This is a genomic window from Aeromicrobium sp. (assembly GCF_036676885.1).
In the GTDB taxonomy this organism is placed as follows: domain Bacteria; phylum Actinomycetota; class Actinomycetes; order Propionibacteriales; family Nocardioidaceae; genus Aeromicrobium.
The window spans coordinates 1-15,591 of sequence record NZ_JAKFCB010000345.1; the positions used below are offsets into that span (position 1 = coordinate 1).

The 15,591-nt window shown below is 68.6% G+C and carries 21 protein-coding genes; 6 read left to right on the top strand and 15 right to left on the bottom strand.

The window, feature by feature from the left end; all coding sequences use genetic code 11:
- The 8 genes from V6M46_RS19630 to V6M46_RS16255 form a co-directional block, all read right to left on the bottom strand.
- A partial coding sequence (locus V6M46_RS19630; protein ID WP_442880541.1) for a cold-shock protein occupies positions 1 to 59 on the bottom strand: 59 nt, incomplete at its 3' end.
- Positions 60 to 228: 169 nt separating this feature from the next.
- Positions 229 to 1,182, bottom strand: a complete 954-nt coding sequence (locus V6M46_RS16225) for a hypothetical protein (protein WP_332666977.1) — start codon at positions 1,180 to 1,182, stop codon at positions 229 to 231.
- Positions 1,179 to 2,276 carry a hypothetical protein gene (locus V6M46_RS16230; RefSeq protein WP_332666979.1) on the bottom strand — a complete coding sequence of 366 codons (1,098 nt, stop codon included), beginning with the start codon at positions 2,274 to 2,276 and terminating at the stop codon, positions 1,179 to 1,181. Before V6M46_RS16230 ends, V6M46_RS16225 begins: the two co-directional genes overlap by 4 nt.
- A gap of 104 nt (positions 2,277 to 2,380) precedes the next feature.
- Positions 2,381 to 3,292 carry a co-chaperone YbbN gene (locus V6M46_RS16235; protein ID WP_332666981.1) on the bottom strand — a complete coding sequence of 304 codons (912 nt, stop codon included), beginning with the start codon at positions 3,290 to 3,292 and terminating at the stop codon, positions 2,381 to 2,383.
- 57 nt (positions 3,293 to 3,349) lie between these two features.
- A complete protein-coding gene (locus tag V6M46_RS16240) occupies positions 3,350 to 3,898 on the bottom strand; it encodes a PH domain-containing protein (RefSeq protein WP_332666983.1) in 549 nt (182 codons plus the stop codon).
- Positions 3,899 to 3,905: 7 nt separating this feature from the next.
- Positions 3,906 to 4,064: a hypothetical protein gene (locus V6M46_RS16245; RefSeq protein ID WP_332666985.1), complete on the bottom strand. Its 159-nt coding sequence runs from the start codon at positions 4,062 to 4,064 to the stop codon at positions 3,906 to 3,908.
- A gap of 75 nt (positions 4,065 to 4,139) precedes the next feature.
- A complete protein-coding gene (meaB, locus tag V6M46_RS16250) occupies positions 4,140 to 5,102 on the bottom strand; it encodes a methylmalonyl Co-A mutase-associated GTPase MeaB (RefSeq protein WP_332666986.1) in 963 nt (320 codons plus the stop codon).
- A 10-nt stretch (positions 5,103 to 5,112) separates the two neighbouring features.
- Positions 5,113 to 6,303 (bottom strand): acetyl-CoA C-acetyltransferase, encoded by a 1,191-nt coding sequence (locus V6M46_RS16255; protein ID WP_332666988.1) that lies wholly within the window; start codon positions 6,301 to 6,303, stop codon positions 5,113 to 5,115.
- 132 nt (positions 6,304 to 6,435) lie between these two features.
- Between V6M46_RS16255 and mce the strand changes: the two genes are divergently transcribed.
- The 3 genes from mce (at position 6,436) to V6M46_RS16270 (ending at position 9,649) form a co-directional block, all read left to right on the top strand.
- On the top strand, positions 6,436 to 6,882 hold the full coding sequence (gene mce, locus V6M46_RS16260) for a methylmalonyl-CoA epimerase (RefSeq protein WP_332666989.1): 447 nt from the start codon (positions 6,436 to 6,438) through the stop codon (positions 6,880 to 6,882).
- 102 nt (positions 6,883 to 6,984) lie between these two features.
- Entirely contained in the window at positions 6,985 to 8,322 is a 1,338-nt protein-coding gene (gene ccrA, locus V6M46_RS16265; RefSeq protein ID WP_332666991.1) for a crotonyl-CoA carboxylase/reductase, read from the top strand.
- Between the two features lie 127 nt (positions 8,323 to 8,449).
- Positions 8,450 to 9,649 (top strand): hypothetical protein, encoded by a 1,200-nt coding sequence (locus V6M46_RS16270; RefSeq protein ID WP_332666993.1) that lies wholly within the window; start codon positions 8,450 to 8,452, stop codon positions 9,647 to 9,649.
- Here V6M46_RS16270 and V6M46_RS16275 read toward each other — a convergent pair.
- The 4 genes from V6M46_RS16275 to V6M46_RS16290 form a co-directional block, all read right to left on the bottom strand.
- Positions 9,646 to 10,428 carry an alpha/beta hydrolase gene (locus V6M46_RS16275; RefSeq protein WP_332666995.1) on the bottom strand — a complete coding sequence of 261 codons (783 nt, stop codon included), beginning with the start codon at positions 10,426 to 10,428 and terminating at the stop codon, positions 9,646 to 9,648. The two genes, V6M46_RS16270 and V6M46_RS16275, sit on opposite strands and share 4 nt — an antisense overlap.
- 8 nt (positions 10,429 to 10,436) lie before the next feature.
- Positions 10,437 to 10,706, bottom strand: coding sequence for a hypothetical protein (locus tag V6M46_RS16280; RefSeq protein WP_332666996.1), 270 nt, complete (start codon positions 10,704 to 10,706; stop codon positions 10,437 to 10,439).
- Between the two features lie 27 nt (positions 10,707 to 10,733).
- A complete protein-coding gene (locus tag V6M46_RS16285) occupies positions 10,734 to 11,078 on the bottom strand; it encodes a hypothetical protein (RefSeq protein ID WP_332666997.1) in 345 nt (114 codons plus the stop codon).
- A gap of 112 nt (positions 11,079 to 11,190) precedes the next feature.
- Positions 11,191 to 12,384 (bottom strand): 3-hydroxyacyl-CoA dehydrogenase family protein, encoded by a 1,194-nt coding sequence (locus V6M46_RS16290; RefSeq protein WP_332666999.1) that lies wholly within the window; start codon positions 12,382 to 12,384, stop codon positions 11,191 to 11,193.
- Positions 12,385 to 12,466: 82 nt separating this feature from the next.
- On the opposite strand from V6M46_RS16290, the gene V6M46_RS16295 reads away from it, so the two are divergent.
- Together V6M46_RS16295 and nucS are read left to right on the top strand one after the other, a co-directional pair.
- Complete coding sequence (locus V6M46_RS16295) at positions 12,467 to 12,847, top strand: hypothetical protein (RefSeq protein ID WP_332667001.1); 381 nt, start codon at positions 12,467 to 12,469, stop codon at positions 12,845 to 12,847.
- A 1-nt stretch (position 12,848) separates the two neighbouring features.
- A complete protein-coding gene (gene nucS, locus V6M46_RS16300) occupies positions 12,849 to 13,526 on the top strand; it encodes an endonuclease NucS (protein WP_332667002.1) in 678 nt (225 codons plus the stop codon).
- Between the two features lie 18 nt (positions 13,527 to 13,544).
- On the opposite strand, the gene V6M46_RS16305 is transcribed toward nucS, so the two are convergent.
- The gene (locus tag V6M46_RS16305; RefSeq protein ID WP_332667004.1) at positions 13,545 to 13,955 is read right to left on the bottom strand and encodes an SSI family serine proteinase inhibitor; all 411 of its coding nucleotides are present in this window, start codon (positions 13,953 to 13,955) and stop codon (positions 13,545 to 13,547) included.
- On the bottom strand, positions 13,948 to 14,472 hold the full coding sequence (locus tag V6M46_RS16310) for a ferritin (RefSeq protein WP_332667006.1): 525 nt from the start codon (positions 14,470 to 14,472) through the stop codon (positions 13,948 to 13,950). Before V6M46_RS16310 ends, V6M46_RS16305 begins: the two co-directional genes overlap by 8 nt.
- A gap of 62 nt (positions 14,473 to 14,534) precedes the next feature.
- On the opposite strand from V6M46_RS16310, the gene V6M46_RS16315 reads away from it, so the two are divergent.
- The gene (locus V6M46_RS16315) at positions 14,535 to 14,702 is read left to right on the top strand and encodes a hypothetical protein (protein ID WP_332667008.1); all 168 of its coding nucleotides are present in this window, start codon (positions 14,535 to 14,537) and stop codon (positions 14,700 to 14,702) included.
- Positions 14,703 to 14,771: 69 nt separating this feature from the next.
- Here the strand turns inward: V6M46_RS16315 and V6M46_RS16320 are convergent.
- Positions 14,772 to 15,591: GlxA family transcriptional regulator (locus V6M46_RS16320; RefSeq protein WP_332667010.1), on the bottom strand; the 820-nt coding region annotated here is incomplete at its 5' end.

Consider the following 15,591-nt stretch of genomic DNA (forward strand, 5'->3'; position numbering starts at 1 on the left):
GGGGCGATGAATCCAAAGCCCTTGTCAGCGTTGAACCACTTGACGGTTCCTGTAGCCATGTTTGTTTCTCCTCTTTGGCGAGTGCCGCTCACGCCTTTCGCGAGCGACTGTCGCGACACACATCCAACCTGCGAGAAGAACTAAGCTACCTTGCGGAACTTGATCAGCCGTAGAATCCAACGTCGTGCAACAAGACCATGCTACCGGGTAACGGACTCATTTCGCACCTCACTGCGAGTCGGCGCTGACAACTCCGCCGTATTGGCCGATCGCGCGGGGCTTTCCGCTGCCGCCGGGGATGTGCATCAACACCTGGTGGTAGTAGCGCAGCTTGCCCGCGCTGGAGATCCCTGACGACAGGAACGCCTGCTGCGGAGTGCCCTCCGGCCAGCTGACCGTGAGCCCGGGCTTGACCTCGTACGTGTCGAGTCGCCGGAGGGTGACGAACGCCAGCGCTCCCCCGTCGGACGTGCGCAGCACGTGCTTCACCGGGTCATGGCCCCACGACTGCGAGAACGTCACGCCCTCGAGCTTGGAGTTGTTCTCCGCGGTCGTCCGCATCTGCTTGATGAACGCGTCGTCAGCCACCTGGTCGGCTTCCGGCGATGCAGCATCGGCGAGGGTCTGGGCGTACGCCTTCGCGGCCTCGGTTGCCGACATCGACATCCCGACACCGTCGTCGGGTTTGACGGTCAGGGCCGCGGAACCCCCGCGACGGATCTCCGGGATCGGTGTGTCGGCAAGCGTCTCGGGGCTCGCCACGAGCAGCCACGGATCGACGGCGGTCTCCCGCTCGAAGATCTGAACGCGGTTGACGCCCGCCGACTTGTCGCGCACGACCGCGAAGAACCACAACGGGTACTTCCCGAATCGCGGCGTCTGCACATCGGTCACCTCGACCGACGCGGTGTCCTGCTTCTGCGTCTTGGCCAGCCGCTGCGACACCTCGAACGAGCCGGAGTCGATCGCCAGCACGGGCCCGCTCTCGACGATCGACAGCGGCTTGGCGTCGAGCAGCTCGATCGCGGTGTTGCGAACCTTCCGGTACTGGCTGAACACCGCCGCGATCTCGGCCGTACGCGCCGCGGTCTTCTCCACCACGACGTCGCCGCGCTTGTGCGGGACGGCGCAGGCCGACAGCGCCAGCGCGCTGGCCAGGACCAGAAGGACGAGTCGCCTCATGACTCGTCCTCGTCGTCGACGATCTCGAAGTCGCCGAGCTCGTCCTCGCCCACCTCGTGCTCCACGCCGTCCTCGTCGACGAAGACGTAGACGACCCGCTCGTCGCCGGCCGGTTCAGGTTCCGGCTCGGGCTCAGGCTCGGGCTCAGGCTCAGGCTCCGGCTCGGGCTCCGGCTCGGGCTCCGGCTCGGGCTCGGGTTCCTGTACGGGCTCCGGCGCCGAGTCGGGCGCTGCCACGATCTCTGCCGCCGTCATGACGCCCGGGATCCGTGGCGTCACCGGCTCGACGACGGGTTCCGGCTCGACGACGGGTTCCGGCTCGACGACGGGTTCCGGCTCGACGATGTCGGGCGGCGGCCCGACCACCTCGACCGACTCCTCGACGACGTCGTACTCCTGCGCCTCCTCGGCCGACATCTCGTGCTCGACGCCGTCCTCGTCGACGTACACGTACACGACCTCTTCCTCGATGATCGGGCCTTCCTCGTATGCCAGCCACATCCCGGCGTCGCGGCGGAGCCACCAGCCGGACCACACGGCGGCGAGGCCGAGCAGCAGCAGGCTCAGGCCTTTGTAGAAGCCACCCTTGATCCCGTACGCCAGCGAGACCTCGACACCCGACAGGTTGGTCGAGCCGACCGAGAGGATCACCAGCGACACGGTCTCGTCGGGCAGCTGCGTGCTGATGCTGGCACCGCCGAGGCCGGCGGACTGGTCGATCCACCAGTCGAGCGCGGTCGGTGCGCCCGGCAGGTTGGCCTGGCCCTTCAGCTCACGGGTGCGTGGCTTCCACGGCGTCTCGAAGCTGGTGACCTCGAGCCGCTGTGTCTTGCCGACATAGTTCGCGACGTCGACGCTGTTGCCCAGGCCGACGAAGACGGGCTTGCGGACCGGTACCTCGGCGAGCAGGTCGACCTGGACGTCGGCCCAGGAGATGACCTTGGGGGCCGTGACGATCGCGATCCCGTCGGTGTCGATCGGGTGCGGGCCGGTCGAGAACCGGCTGTCGGGGCCCAGCAGGACCATGACCCCCGTGCCGAGGAGCGCGACGAGGACGCCGAGCACCGAAAGCGCCCAACTCAGCCTCGTCCGCATGTCCACTCTCGCTCCCGGGCATCTACGACTGACGCCGCCGTGAGCCTATCGGGGTTCGAGGCGCCGTTCAGACAGGCAGACCTGCCTGAACGCCACCGAATCGATCAGAAGAGCGCCGACGCCAGGGCCCGGCGAGCCGTTGCGACGCGCGGGTCGGTGATGCCGACGACCGTGAACAGGTCGAGCAGCCGCTGGCGTACGCGCTCGCGATCGTCGCCGGACGTGCGCTTGACGAGCTGGATCAGCCGGTCGAACGCGTCGTCGACGTGACCGCCGCTGACATCGAGGTCGGCCACCAGCATCTGCGCGTCCAGGTCGTCGGGGTCGTCCGCGGCGGCCGAGCGAGCGGCCTGCAGGTCGACGCCCTGCGTACGGGCGAGCAGCCTGACCCCGGCGAGACGCTCGGAGACCTCGGTGTCGGCGGGGTACTGCGCCTGGAGCTTCTCGTACTCCGCGACGGCGGTGTCGAAGTCACTCGCGGCGAACGCGGCGTCCGCGGCCGCGAACCGGGGGTCTTCGGGCTCCTCCGCCTCCTCGGGGACCTCGGCGGCGTCACCGGTCGGCTGTGCACGGCCCGTCACGCCGTTCTGGGCGGCGACGTTGACGAGCTCGTCGAAGTAGCGGCGCGCCTCGGCCTCCTCGACCGTGCCCTGGAACAGCGGGACGGGCTGGCCCTTGACCAGGCCCACGACGAGCGGGACCGCCTGGGCCTGGAGCGCCTGCGCGATCGCCGGGTTGGCGTCGATGTCGACCTGCGCCAGCACGATCTGGCCGCCGTACTGCGAGACCAGGCCGCCCAGCATCGCGTTGAAGCTCTCGCTCTGCGGCGAGCGCGGCGACCAGAGGCTCAGGACGACGACATGGCTCATCGACGCCTCGAGGGCCGCGGTCTGGAAGTTCTGCTCGGTGATGTCGACGACGTACGATCCACCGCCGCCGGCAGCGGGCTGCCCGGGGCGGGCCTGCGGCTGCTTCAGCGCGGAGAGGTCGATGGCGCCGGGGCGCGAGAAGTTCATGCGCCCAGTGTATGAACCGGCGCGAACGACGTGGCGGGTGGACGCTCTGGGGGTCGGTCAGCTCCCTTCCAACAGGCGTTGCTCGATCGTGCGGCCGCGCAGACCCGAGCGCTGCACGACTCGCTGGATGGTGAGATCACGGGCATCGGGATCGCCGACGTAACGGATGTGGCGGAGCCCCTGGGCCTGGGCCGCCGACTCGAAGATGAAGTGGCCGTAGCCCAGCAGGCGACCGAGCAACGGCTTCTCGACCGTGATGTCGAGGATGCGGGAGATCGGCATCGTGGCGATGCGGACCGAGAACACGCCGGTCGCCCTGAACACCCGCATGTTGGTGACGACGAAGATGTCGCGGCGCTCGCGCATCGCGATGTAGAGCGCGTGCAGCGCAAGGACCAGGCCGCCGATGATGAGGAGCCAGCCGAGCTGGATCGGGCCGACAACAGCGAGGATCCACAGCACGGCAGTGCCGACGCCCTCGGCGATCGGCTTCCAGAACACGATGTTGTGGTGGCGCACGAGGTCGATCACGACCTCACCCTCTTCGGCGAGGAGATGGCTGTCGATCTCCTGGTCGGGCAATCGGTCGAGCAGCGCCCGGAACATCAGGGACCTAGTTGACGAGCTCGTTGAAGAACACACCGACCCGCTGGAAGGCGTCCATGATGCCGCCGAACGAACTGCTCACGAAGTCGGCGGCGTCGGCCGGGGTCGACAGCAGGTAATAGATCGCAAAGCCGACGAGCAGCAGGACAAATACCTTCTTCAGCACATCGCCATTGTGTCGAAGACCGCCAAACAACCCGTGAAGGCGCGCCGGGAGTGGCCGTGCAGCGGAAATTTCCGGTCAGACGTGCTCGACAAGGGTGTCGGCGGCCGCGAACGGGTCGGTCTCGCCGGCCAGGACCTGCTCCGCGAGGGCGTCGAGCCGGGCATCGCCCGACAGTCCCGCGAACCTCGACTGCACCTCGGTCAGTGCCAGCGCCTCGATCTCTCGCCGCAGCCGGGCCAACCGCCGGCGCTCGAGCTCGCCGGACTCTCCGAGATAGGCGCGGTGAGCGGTGATCTGCTCCGCGACCTCGTCGACACCCTCTCCCCTGGTCGCGACGGTCAGGACGATCGGCGGCTTCCACACGCTGTCGTCCCGCGCGGTCATCGAGATGACCGAGCGCAGCTCGCGACGCGTCGTCTGGGCGCCGTCACGGTCGGCCTTGTTGACGACGAAGATGTCACCGATCTCGAGGATGCCGGCCTTGGCGGCCTGGATTCCGTCGCCCATGCCCGGTGCGAGCAGCACGAGCGTCGTGTCGGCGAGCCCGGCGATCTCGACCTCGGACTGCCCCACGCCGACCGTCTCGACCAGCACCACGTCGCAGCCCGCAGCATCCAGCACCCGCAGGGCCTGCGGCGCCGACGCGGAGAGGCCGCCGAGGTGGCCCCGGCTCGCCATCGACCGGATGTAGACACCGTGGTCGGTCGCGTGGTCCTGCATGCGTACGCGGTCACCGAGCAGGGCTCCGCCGGAGAACGGCGAGGTCGGGTCGACCGCGAGCACGCCGACCCGCTTGCCCTGGGCTCGCAGCGCGGTGACGAGGGCCGAGGTCGACGTCGACTTGCCGACCCCCGGCGACCCCGTGATGCCCACGATGTGGGCCGACCCGGTGTGCGGGGTCAGCGCCGCGCTGACCTCACGCAGCAACGGCGAGCGGTCCTCGACCAACGAGATCAGCCGCGCCACCGCCCGGGCCTCGCCGGCTCGCGCACGTTCCACGAGCTCGGCGACCGGAATGGCGCGGCTGCCTCGGCTCACCGTCTGACGGCTACTTCTGGGGGACGCGGATGATCAGGGCGTCACCCTGACCGCCGCCGCCGCACAGGGCGGCCGCGCCGATGCCGCCACCACGGCGGCCCAGCTCGAGCGCGAGGTGGAGCACGATGCGCGCGCCACTGGCACCGATCGGGTGGCCCAGCGCGATCGCTCCACCGTTGACGTTGACCTTGTCCTCTGAGATGCCGAGGGCACGGGCGCTCTCGATGCCGACAGCGGCGAAGGCCTCGTTGAGCTCGAACAGGTCGATGTCGCTGACCTCGATGCCCTCCTTGGCGGCGGCGTTGGCGATCGCGTTGGCCGGCTGCATCTGCAGGCTCGAGTCGGGGCCCGCGACGACGCCGGAGGCGCCGATCTCGGCGATCCACGACAGGCCGAGCTCCTCGGCCTTGGCCTTGCTCATGACGACGACCGCGGCCGCACCGTCGGAGATCTGGCTGGCGGAGCCGGCCGTGATGGTGCCCTCCTTGTTGAAGGCGGGGCGCAGCTTGCCGAGCGACTCGGTGGTCGTGTCGCCGCGGACGCCCTCGTCGGCGCTGATCACGATCGGGTCGCCCTTGCGCTGCGGGATCTCGACCGGGACGATCTCCTCGTCGAAGACGCCGTTCTTCTGCGCCGTCGCGGCGAGCTGGTGCGAACGGGCGCTGAACGCGTCCTGCTCCTCGCGGCTCAGCTTGGCGCCGTCGGCGTTGATCTGCTCGGTGAGCCCGCCCATCGCCTGGTCAGTGAGCGCGTCCCACAGGCCGTCGTACGCCATGTGGTCGGTCAGCTTGGTGTCGCCGTACTTGGTGCCCTCGCGCGAACCCAGCAGCATGTGGGGCGCCTGCGTCATCGACTCCTGGCCACCGGCGACGATGATCTCGTGCTCACCGGCGCGGATCAGCTGGTCCGCGAGCGCGATGGCGTTGATGCCCGACAGGCACACCTTGTTGATCGTGATCGAGGGCGTCGTCAGCGGGATGCCGCCCTTGAACGCGGCCTGGCGGGCGGGCACCTGGCCGGCACCGGCACCAAGAACCTGCCCCATGATCACGTAGTCGACCTGGTCGCCGGTCACACCTGCCTTGTCGAGGGCTCCCTTGATGGCCAGACCACCCAGGTCCGACCCCGAGAGAGACTTGAGGCCACCGAGGAGGCGGCCGATCGGGGTTCGCGCACCGGCGACGATCACGGACTGGGTCATGGGGGTTGCTCCTTCGCAAGACACGTCTTTGAAAAGACACTGCTTCCCACTTTACTCAGAGGTAACGTCAGCGCCCGGTTCTGTGCGATGGATCACGCCGCAGTCCCATCCCGGTGCCATACCCTCGTGTCCATGCCCGACAGCCCCCTCGTCCCCGACCACCTCCTCCTCGCGATCGACCACGTCGGCATCGCGGTGCCGGATCTCGACGACGCCCTCGAGTTCTACGCCTCGACGTTCGGCCTGCACTCGGTGCACGAGGAGGTCAACGAGGAGCAGGGCGTACGCGAGGCGATGCTCGCCGTCGGCGACTCCGACCAGCGCATCCAGCTCCTCGCGCCGCTCAGCGACGACTCCACGATCGCCAAGTTCCTCGCGCGCAACGGCCAGGGCATCCAGCAGCTCGCCTATCGCGTCGCCGACATCGAGGCCGTCTCGGCGATCCTCCGTGAGCGCGGCGTCCGGCTCCTCTACGACGCCCCCAAGCGCGGGACCTCGGACTCGCGCGTGAACTTCGTGCACCCGAAGGATGCGGGAGGCGTGCTGGTCGAGCTCGTCGAGCCGGCCGCTTCGCACTGACCCACTGAGGTCGGGATCACAGGCCGCAGCCATGGCCCCTGTAGTTAACGCTTAGTAACATCACGGAAACGCCCGCGTGCCCCCGACCGAAGGATCCCTGACGTGCAGAACATTCTCGACGCCATCCTTGCCGGCGACACCGCCCCGGAGGAATTCGGAGCCATCGCGCTCCCCGAGTCGTACCAGGGGATCACGGTCCACAAGGACGAGGTCGACATGTTCGAGGGCCTCTCGAGCCGCGACAAGGATCCGCGCAAGAGCCTGCACCTCGACGACGTCCCGATCCCCGAGCTCGCCCCCGGCGAGGCGCTCGTCGCCGTCATGGCGAGCGCGATCAACTACAACACCGTATGGACCTCGATCTTCGAGCCGGTCCCGACGTTCGGCTTCCTCGAGCGCTACGGCCGCCTGAGCGAGTACACCAAGCGCCACGACCTGCCCTATCACGTCGTCGGCTCCGACCTGGCCGGCGTCGTGCTGCGCACGGGCCCCGGCGTCAACAAGTGGAAGCCCGGCCGCGAGGTCGTCGCCCACTGCCTGTCGGTCGAGCTCGAGGCACCCGACGGCCACAACGACACGATGATGGACCCCGAGCAGCGCATCTGGGGCTTCGAGACCAACTTCGGCGGGCTCGCCCAGCTCGCGATCGTCAAGGCCAACCAGCTGATGCCCAAGCCCGACCACCTCACGTGGGAAGAGGCGGCGAGTCCCGGCCTGGTCAACTCCACGGCATACCGGCAGCTCGTCTCCACCAACGGCGCCAACATGAAGCAGGGCGACACCGTCCTGATCTGGGGCGCCTCCGGCGGCCTCGGCTCGTACGCCACGCAGTTCGCGCTCAACGGCGGCGCGACGCCGGTGTGCATCGTCTCCTCGCCGGAGAAGGCCGAGATCGTCAAGAAGATGGGCGCCGAGCTCGTCATCGACCGCTCCGCCGAGGACTACAAGTTCTGGAAGGACGAGAACACCCAGGACCCCAAGGAGTGGCAGCGCTTCGGCAAGAAGATCCGTGAGCTCACCGGTGGCGACGACCCCGACATCGTGTTCGAGCACCCGGGCCGTGAGACGTTCGGCGCCAGCGTCTACGTCGCGCGCAAGGGCGGCACGATCGTGACCTGCGCATCGACGTCGGGCTACATGCACCAGTACGACAACCGCTACCTCTGGATGAACCTCAAGCGGATCATCAGCTCGCACTTCGCCAACTACCGCGAGTCGTGGGAGGCCAACAAGCTGATCGACAAGGGCCTGATCCACCCGACCGTGTCGCGGGTCTATCCCCTCGCCGAGACCGGCCAGGCCGCGCTGGACGTGCACCACAACCTCCACCAGGGCAAGGTCGGCGTGCTGTGCCTGTCACCCGAGGAGGGACTAGGCGTACGCAACGCCGAAAAGCGTGCCCTGCACATCGACAAGATCAACCGGTTCCGCGGCGTCTGATCGCCGCTGTCCACACTCCGGACATCCCTGCGGGGGCGGGCGAGATCGGCCGTGTCGATGCTCCTTTACGGCAGGTATGGTGGACCCCACACCTGACAACCCCCTCTTTTCCACGAATGGGAACAGCATGTCCGACCAGACCGGATTGTCCATCTTCGACGCCGCCGAGAAGTCCGGCGACGCTTCCTTCCCGCTCGCCCGCCGCGGTGGCTACGACAGCGACGCCGTCGACGCGTGGGTTCGCACCCAGTCGGCCGAGTTCCAGAAGGCTGCCGAGAGCCTCAAGTCCGTCCAGGCGGAGAACGAGAACCTCCGCGACCTGATCGAGAAGCTCAAGGACCGCGTCGAGGCCGTCGAGAAGCCGACCTACACCGGCCTCGGCAACCACGCCGCCCAGCTGCTCGGCCTGGCCGAGCAGGAGGCCGAGGACGTACGCAACCGCGCGATTCGCGAGGCCGACGAGCTCGTCAAGAAGGCCGAGGAGGAGGCCGCGATCGTTCGCGCCGCCGCCAACCACGAGGCCGAGGAGATGCGCGGCCGCGCCGTCGTCGAGCTCGAGGAGAAGCGCAAGCAGCTCCTCGAGGACGCCGAGGCGATGCACGCCGACGCGGTCGCCCACACCGAGGACCTGCGGGCCCACGCCGAGCGCGAGGCCGCACAGCTCAAGATTGCTGCCGAGCAGGATGCCCAGAACATGCGCGTCGGCGCGACCCGCGAGGTCGAGCAGGCCCGTGCCGCGGCCGACCGCGAGGTCACCGAGGCTCGCCGGGTGCTCGCCGTCGAGAAGGAGCGCCTGGCGCGCGAGGCCTCCGAGAACCACGCGTCCGCGACGGAGCAGACCGCCAAGCTCGTCAAGGACGCCGAGGCTCGCGCCAAGGCTGCCGACGACCGGGCCCGCGACATCATGGCGCAGGCCGCCAAGGCCCGCGACGCCGCCAGCGCCGAGGCCGCCCGCCTGCTCGACAACGCCAAGTCCGAGGCCACCCAGCTGGTGTCAGGCGCGAGCGCCGAGGCCCAGCACATCCGGGTCAGCGCGACGACCGACGCCGAGCGTCAGACCCGGGTCCTCCGGGCCGAGGTCGAGGAGCTGCAGCGCAAGCGCGACGGCATCATGGCCCAGATGGGTCAGCTGCGCGACATCGTCTCGACGTTCGCACCCACGAGCACCCAGGACACCAAGGCCGAGCCCAAGGCGGACAAGCCGAAGGAAGCCAAGCCCGAAGAGGCCAAGGCCGAGGACGCCAAGCCTGAGGCTCCTGAGCCCGTCGAGGACAAGGCTGCTGAGGCCGGGGACGCCGACGAAGCGGTCGAGGAGAAGACCAGCTAGCGCGGCACATCCTTGAACGCCGCGACCGTGCGGTCGCGGTAGGCCGAGGAGTCGGCGCGCTCCATCGGGCCGTCCCAGGTGTCCGGCAACGGCACGGGGACGCCCGGCGCCAGCTTGCGGGTGATCTCGTCGAGCACGCGCTCGGAGTCGCCGACCCACAGGTGCTTGGCACCATCCACCGCGATGACATCGGCCTGCGGGATCGCGGCGAAGCGTTGCCGCGCCTCCGGAGGCTGCAGATAGTCGTCGTGCTCGGGGATGAGCGCCGTGACCTGCTTGCCGGACTCGGCCCAGGCCTGCAGGTGCTCCGGGGTCGCGTGGCGAAGCGGCGGCGACAGCAGCACGGCGCCCTCGACGATCGGCTCGAGGCCGTACATCAGGGTGAGGTCCGTGCCGAACGACCAGCCGACGAGCCACACGTGCGGCAGGTCGGCGAACTCGGCGTACTCGACCGCCGCGGCCACGTCGAAGCGTTCGGCGACGCCGTTGTCGAACGTTCCACCGCTCGTGCCCTGCACGCTCGAGGTGCCGCGGGTGTTGAAGCGCAGGACCGCGATGCCGGCGAGGGCGGGCAGCCGGTAGGACGCCTTGCGGAACAGGTGGCTGTCCATCATGCCGCCGTGCGTCGGCAGCGGGTGCAGGCAGATCATCGTCGCGACGGGGTCACCCTCCGGGGGCAGCGCGAGCTCCCCCACGAGGCTCACACCGTCTGCGGTCTCGAGGGTGATCTGTTCGCGGCGAGCGGGCAGCACGGAGTTGCCACGGATCTTCTCGGTCATGTAGGTCCTCAGTGCTTCCTGGCCCAGCAGGCGGTGTGCCAGTGCCGGCGCTCGTCGATGGCTGCGTCACTCAGCAGGGCCTTCTGGACCGGCCACGCCACGATGTGCGGGGTCGCCGGACGGATCAGCTGGGCACAACCCGGGCAGCGGTAGTCCTTGGCGGCACCTGAGCCGCGGAGCTGCCGGACGTACCAGGAGCCGTCGGACTTGTCCTCGACCTGCTCCGTCGTGGTCCGCAGCGGCGGGTGCGCACGGTGGGCGACGCGACGGCGGGACATGCCTCCAGTCTACGGAGGAGGTCCCGCCTAGACGCAGTAGCGCCTGATCCAGCCTTCTCGGGCGCCGGACGCCTCGAGCGCCTCGTCGAACGTCAGCACGTCAACCTCGTCCTTGCCCTCCCGCTGGAACAGCACGACGTCGGTCAGCGCGGGCTTCTCGGTGCAGGTGAGCCCGGCGGACTCCTGCTTCAGGATCGCGGCCGACAGGGCCGTCTCGTTGCTCGTGCTGTCGAGGATCATCGGCGTCGAGGCACCGTAGCGGCTCGAGAACGACGACACCGCGATGTATCCCACCAGCAATCCCGCGGCGCACACGATGGCCGCGATTCGCACCATGCGCGCAGCGACGATCACGGGCGACATGCTGATCATCGATGCTCCTGTCCGCGTTACCCCTCTGGACAGTGCAACGAGATCGTGACCCCGCGGTTACCGGCGTCGCAGGAAAAAGAACTCTCGCCCGATTCGCGTAACTTTTGGCTGATCAGTACGTGTGGAAGCCCGCCCCGGTCTTGCGACCGAGCTTTCCGTCAGCGACCAGCTTCTGCAGAGTCGGCGCCGGCACCCAGCCCGCATGACCGAACGTGCTGACGAGGGATTCCTGGATCGCCAGCGACACGTCGTTGCCCACGACGTCGAGCAGCTCGAACGGCCCCATGGGCAGCTTGGTCGACTTCATGGCGTCGTCGATCTCGGTGAGCGAGCCGCCATCGGCCTCGTGCAGCTTGATCGCATCGTTGAGGTACGGGAACAGCAGCGCGTTGACGATGAAGCCGGCGCGGTCGCCGCAGGACACGGGGTGCTTGCCGGTCGACAGGCACAGGGCTCGTACGGTCTCGGCGACCTCGGGCGTCGTCTCGTCGGCGGTCACGACCTCGACGAGCTTCATGACCGGCGCCGGGTTGAAGAAGTGCATGCCGATGACGTCCTGGGGCCGCGACGTCACGGCCGCGCACGACGTGATCGACAGCGAGGACGTCGTGGTCGCCAGGATTGCGCCGGGCTTGGCGATGCGGTCGAGGTCGCGGAACAGCTGGAGCTTGATGTCGAGGTCCTCGGCGATCGCCTCGACGATGATGTCGGCGCCGGCGAGGGCCTCGCGCTCGGTCGAGCCGCTGAGCCTCGCGAGCACGGCAGACTTGCCGTCCTCGTCGAGCTTGCCACGTGCGATCGCCTTGTCGAGGCTCTTGGTGATGCGGGCCTGGACACCCTCGAGCTTGTCGGCGCTGCGGCCCACGTAGACGACGTCGTAGCCGGCCTTGGCGAACACCTCGACGATGCCGGACGCCATCGTGCCGGTGCCCACCACACCGACCGTCTCGATCTCGTGGCGCAGCTGGGGCGAGTCGACCTCGTCGTCGCCGACCGCCTGGGCGAAGGTCATCTGGTCGGCGGCCATCTTGGTCAGGATGCTCACGGGCTGGTGAAGCTCGTCGCCGGTCTCGGCGTACAGCTTCTCGAGGCCGGTCGCGACGGTCTGCGGGCCCAGCGCGTCGATCAGCGCCAGCGGGCCGATCGGGTAGCCGCAGCCGAACCGCATCGCGGCATCGATGTCGTCGTGGGTCGCGTAGCCGCTCTCGTACATCGTGGCTGCGTGGTTGAGGTAGGGCAGCAGCAATGCGCGGGCAATGCCGGCGGCCTTGTCGTTCGCGCCCAGTTTCTCGACGATTTCCTGCATGGCTACTCCTGAGTAATAAGCGGGTCGTGTCAGACTAACCTGACCGCGCCGCTGGCTCCATGGGAGAACGATGAATCGACGTATGACGATGGTTACAGCCATCGTGGCCGTTACCCTGCTAGGGCTGGGCGCGTGTGGCAAGGGAGACGATCCCGCCGACACGCCCGCGACCAGCGAGACGAGCACGACCGGCAGCCCGACCACGCCGACAGCCGAACCGACAAACGATGCCGCGTCCGGGCTCGTCGGCGACTGGCACGACGTCGATGCCTCGTGGGTCGTGCACTTCAACGACGACGGCACGTACGTCGAGGACTTCGAGGGTGTGACGGACTTCCGCGTCGGCAAGTACACCGTGGACGGCTCGACGGTGTCCCTGGTCGGCGACGACGGCAACACCGACACCGGCACGATCGAGGGCGAGACCCTCGTGTTCAAGCTCGGCACGCTCACGAGGCAGTAGCTTGAGGATTGTCATCGCACGGTGCCAGGTCGACTACGCCGGCCGGCTCGCCGCCCACCTGCCGCTCGCCACGCGGCTCATCATGGTCAAGAACGACGGCTCGGTGCTGATCCACTCCGACGGTGGCTCCTACAAGCCGCTCAACTGGATGAGTCCTCCGTGCACGCTCCGCGAGGGCCTCGCCGACGACGGCGTCACCGAGTGGACCGTCACCGCGGGCAAGACCGACGACACCCTGCGCATCCGCATCGAGGAGGTCCTGCACGACTCGGCACACGAGCTCGGCATCGACCCCGGCCTGCAGAAGGACGGCGTCGAGAAGCACCTGCAGGAGCTCCTCGCCGAGCACACGACGGCGCTCGGCCCCGGCATGAGCCTCGTACGCCGGGAGTACATGACCGCCATCGGCCCCGTCGACCTGCTCTGCAAGGACGGCTCCAACAGCTCGGTCGCGGTCGAGATCAAGCGCCGCGGCGACATCGACGGCGTCGAGCAGCTGACGCGATACCTCGATCTGATGAATCGTGACCCCGCGCTGCGCCCCGTCCGCGGCATCTTCGCGGCGCAGGAGATCAAGCCCCAGGCGCGCGTGCTGGCGGCCGATCGCGGCATCGAGTGCGTCGTCGTCAACTACGACGAGCTCCGCGGCATCGACGACCCGAGCCTCAGGCTGTTCTAGCCCAGCAAGTCCCGGCGGTCACTGCAGCGGGACATCGAAGAACGTCGTGCCGAGCCGTTCCCAGCGGTCGATCTCACAGCCGTTGGTGCGATTGAACTCCGCATCGACGTCGTCACCCTCGTACGTACCGGTGACCGTCGCGGTCTGCGGGCCGCCGTAGATGTCGGTGCACGCCTGGTCCTTAGCGACCGGCTCGAAGACCTTGGCTCCGGCGGCGTCCAGCGCCTTGCAGGCCTCCGCCGGCTGAGGGTGGTCGCCGCCGGTCGGGTCGCACTCCAGCTCGTACGTCTTGGGGTCCGCACCCTCGTCGGCGACGACCGTGATCGTCAGTGCCGTGGCGTCCGACGAGGAGCCGCTGTCGGCGTCCTTGCCACATGCCGAGAGCGTCGCCGTGAGGACGACAAGGCAGGCGACGGCGGCTCTACGCACCGGCGATGGGCGGCGCAGTCGGGTCGCGCTCGACATTGGGCTCCTCCCGGGCGACCCAGTCCTCGATGCGCTCGTAGTCGTCCTTGGAGCGCGTGACGACCGCCAGCAGGTCGCTCATCTTGGCGACCTCCTCGACCTGCTCCTTGATGAACCACTGCATGAACTGGTCGGAGGCGTAGTCGTGGTTCTCACGGGCGATGCGGGTCAGCTCGTTGATCTGCTCCGTGACGCGCTTCTCCTGGGCGAGCGCGGCGGTGACCGGCGCGACGACGTCCGCGAAGTCGACCTTGGGGGCATCGAGCGCGGGGATGACCGGCGTCTCGTCGGCGTCGAGGAGGTACTGGACCATCATCATCGCGTGGTCACGCTCCTCGAGGGCCTGCCGGTAGAACAGCGCGGCCATCTGCGGCATGGTGAGCGCGTCGTAGTGGGCCGCGATGGCGACGTACTGCTGGTGCGCGCCGAACTCGTAGCCGAGCTGCTCGTTGAGCTTCGCGACGAATGCTGGTGCCGCCATGTGTCACATCTCCCATTCTCTCGCCTTAGGCGAGGCTCACCTCACACTGGTATTCTAGGCCTGTGCCACCGACACCGAAGAAGAAGTGCTGCAGCAGCAAGCCTGCCTGCAAGCGGTGTCCCATCCTCATGATGAAGAAGGGCACTCTTCCCGACGGCTACACCGTCAAGAAGCGCAAGCTCGTCAAGGTCAAGAAGAAGCAGAAGACCAAGGTCAAGATCGCCGCCTGAGCAGTGCCCCGAGCCTAGGGCACCGGCGCGCGTCCGGCCACGTAGGTGTGGCTGACCAAAGTCGCCTGGTCAGACCGGTTTCACGACCGGTTGGCTGAACGCCCGCCGGTACGCCGACGGGGTCGTGTCGAGCCGGTCGCGGAAGTGCTGGCGCAGGTTGCTCTCGGTGCCGAGGCCGCTTTCGCGCGCGACACGATCGATGGAGAAATCGGTGGTCTCCAGCAGCGCTCGCGCCCGATCGATCCGCTGGTCGTTGAGCCATCGCACCGGCGTCGTTCCGGTCTCCTCCGCGAAGCGGCGACCCAGTGTCCGGGTGCTCATCCCTGCCTGGGCGGCGAGGTCGTCGACCGTGAGCGACTCCGCCAGGCGGCTCGAGGCCCAGTCGAGAACGCGGGCGAGCCCGGACTCGCCGTCGGCGTCGGGCAGACGCGCCGGCGCATACTGGCTCTGTCCGCCCTCCCGATGCGGCGCCACCACCATCCGCCGGCTCACCTCCATCGCGCGCGCCGAGCCGAAGTCGTTGCGCACGATGTGCAAGCACAGGTCGAGGCCCGCGGCGGTGCCGGCACTGGTGAGGACCGAGCCCTCGTCGACGTACAGGGCGTCCTCGCTGACCCGGACCTGCGGGAAGCGTCGACGCAGCTCCTCGGCGTACATCCAGTGGGTCGTCGCCTCGCGTCCGTCGAGCAGCCCCGCCTCGGCGAGGACGAACGCCCCGGAGCAGATGCCGGCGACCCGGGCCCCGCGGGCGTGCGCCTCGGCCAGGTGCTCAACCAGTTCACGGGGCTGCTCGTAGCCCTCCATGATGCAGGCCGGGACCACCACGAGGTCGGCCTCGAGGATGGCATCGAGGCCTCGCTCGGCCTGGAGCCGGAGGCCGCCCGCGGCG

Bases quoted from the DNA above. Each gene is read 5' to 3' on its own strand.
- V6M46_RS16280 (WP_332666996.1), bottom strand. From the start codon at position 10,706: ATGTCCCGCCGTCGCGTCGCCCACCGTGCGCACCCGCCGCTGCGGACC.
- mce (WP_332666989.1), top strand. From the start codon at position 6,436: ATGCCCGACAGCCCCCTCGTCCCCGACCACCTCCTCCTCGCGATCGAC.
- V6M46_RS16275 (WP_332666995.1), bottom strand. From the start codon at position 10,428: ATGACCGAGAAGATCCGTGGCAACTCCGTGCTGCCCGCTCGCCGCGAA.
- V6M46_RS16230 (WP_332666979.1), bottom strand. From the start codon at position 2,276: ATGCGGACGAGGCTGAGTTGGGCGCTTTCGGTGCTCGGCGTCCTCGTC.
- V6M46_RS16235 (WP_332666981.1), bottom strand. From the start codon at position 3,292: ATGAACTTCTCGCGCCCCGGCGCCATCGACCTCTCCGCGCTGAAGCAG.
- V6M46_RS16270 (WP_332666993.1), top strand. From the start codon at position 8,450: ATGTCCGACCAGACCGGATTGTCCATCTTCGACGCCGCCGAGAAGTCC.
- V6M46_RS16225 (WP_332666977.1), bottom strand. From the start codon at position 1,182: ATGAGGCGACTCGTCCTTCTGGTCCTGGCCAGCGCGCTGGCGCTGTCG.
- V6M46_RS16310 (WP_332667006.1), bottom strand. From the start codon at position 14,472: ATGGCGGCACCAGCATTCGTCGCGAAGCTCAACGAGCAGCTCGGCTAC.
- V6M46_RS16290 (WP_332666999.1), bottom strand. From the start codon at position 12,384: ATGCAGGAAATCGTCGAGAAACTGGGCGCGAACGACAAGGCCGCCGGC.
- V6M46_RS16240 (WP_332666983.1), bottom strand. From the start codon at position 3,898: ATGTTCCGGGCGCTGCTCGACCGATTGCCCGACCAGGAGATCGACAGC.
- V6M46_RS16255 (WP_332666988.1), bottom strand. From the start codon at position 6,303: ATGACCCAGTCCGTGATCGTCGCCGGTGCGCGAACCCCGATCGGCCGC.
- V6M46_RS16285 (WP_332666997.1), bottom strand. From the start codon at position 11,078: ATGATCAGCATGTCGCCCGTGATCGTCGCTGCGCGCATGGTGCGAATC.
- V6M46_RS16295 (WP_332667001.1), top strand. From the start codon at position 12,467: ATGACGATGGTTACAGCCATCGTGGCCGTTACCCTGCTAGGGCTGGGC.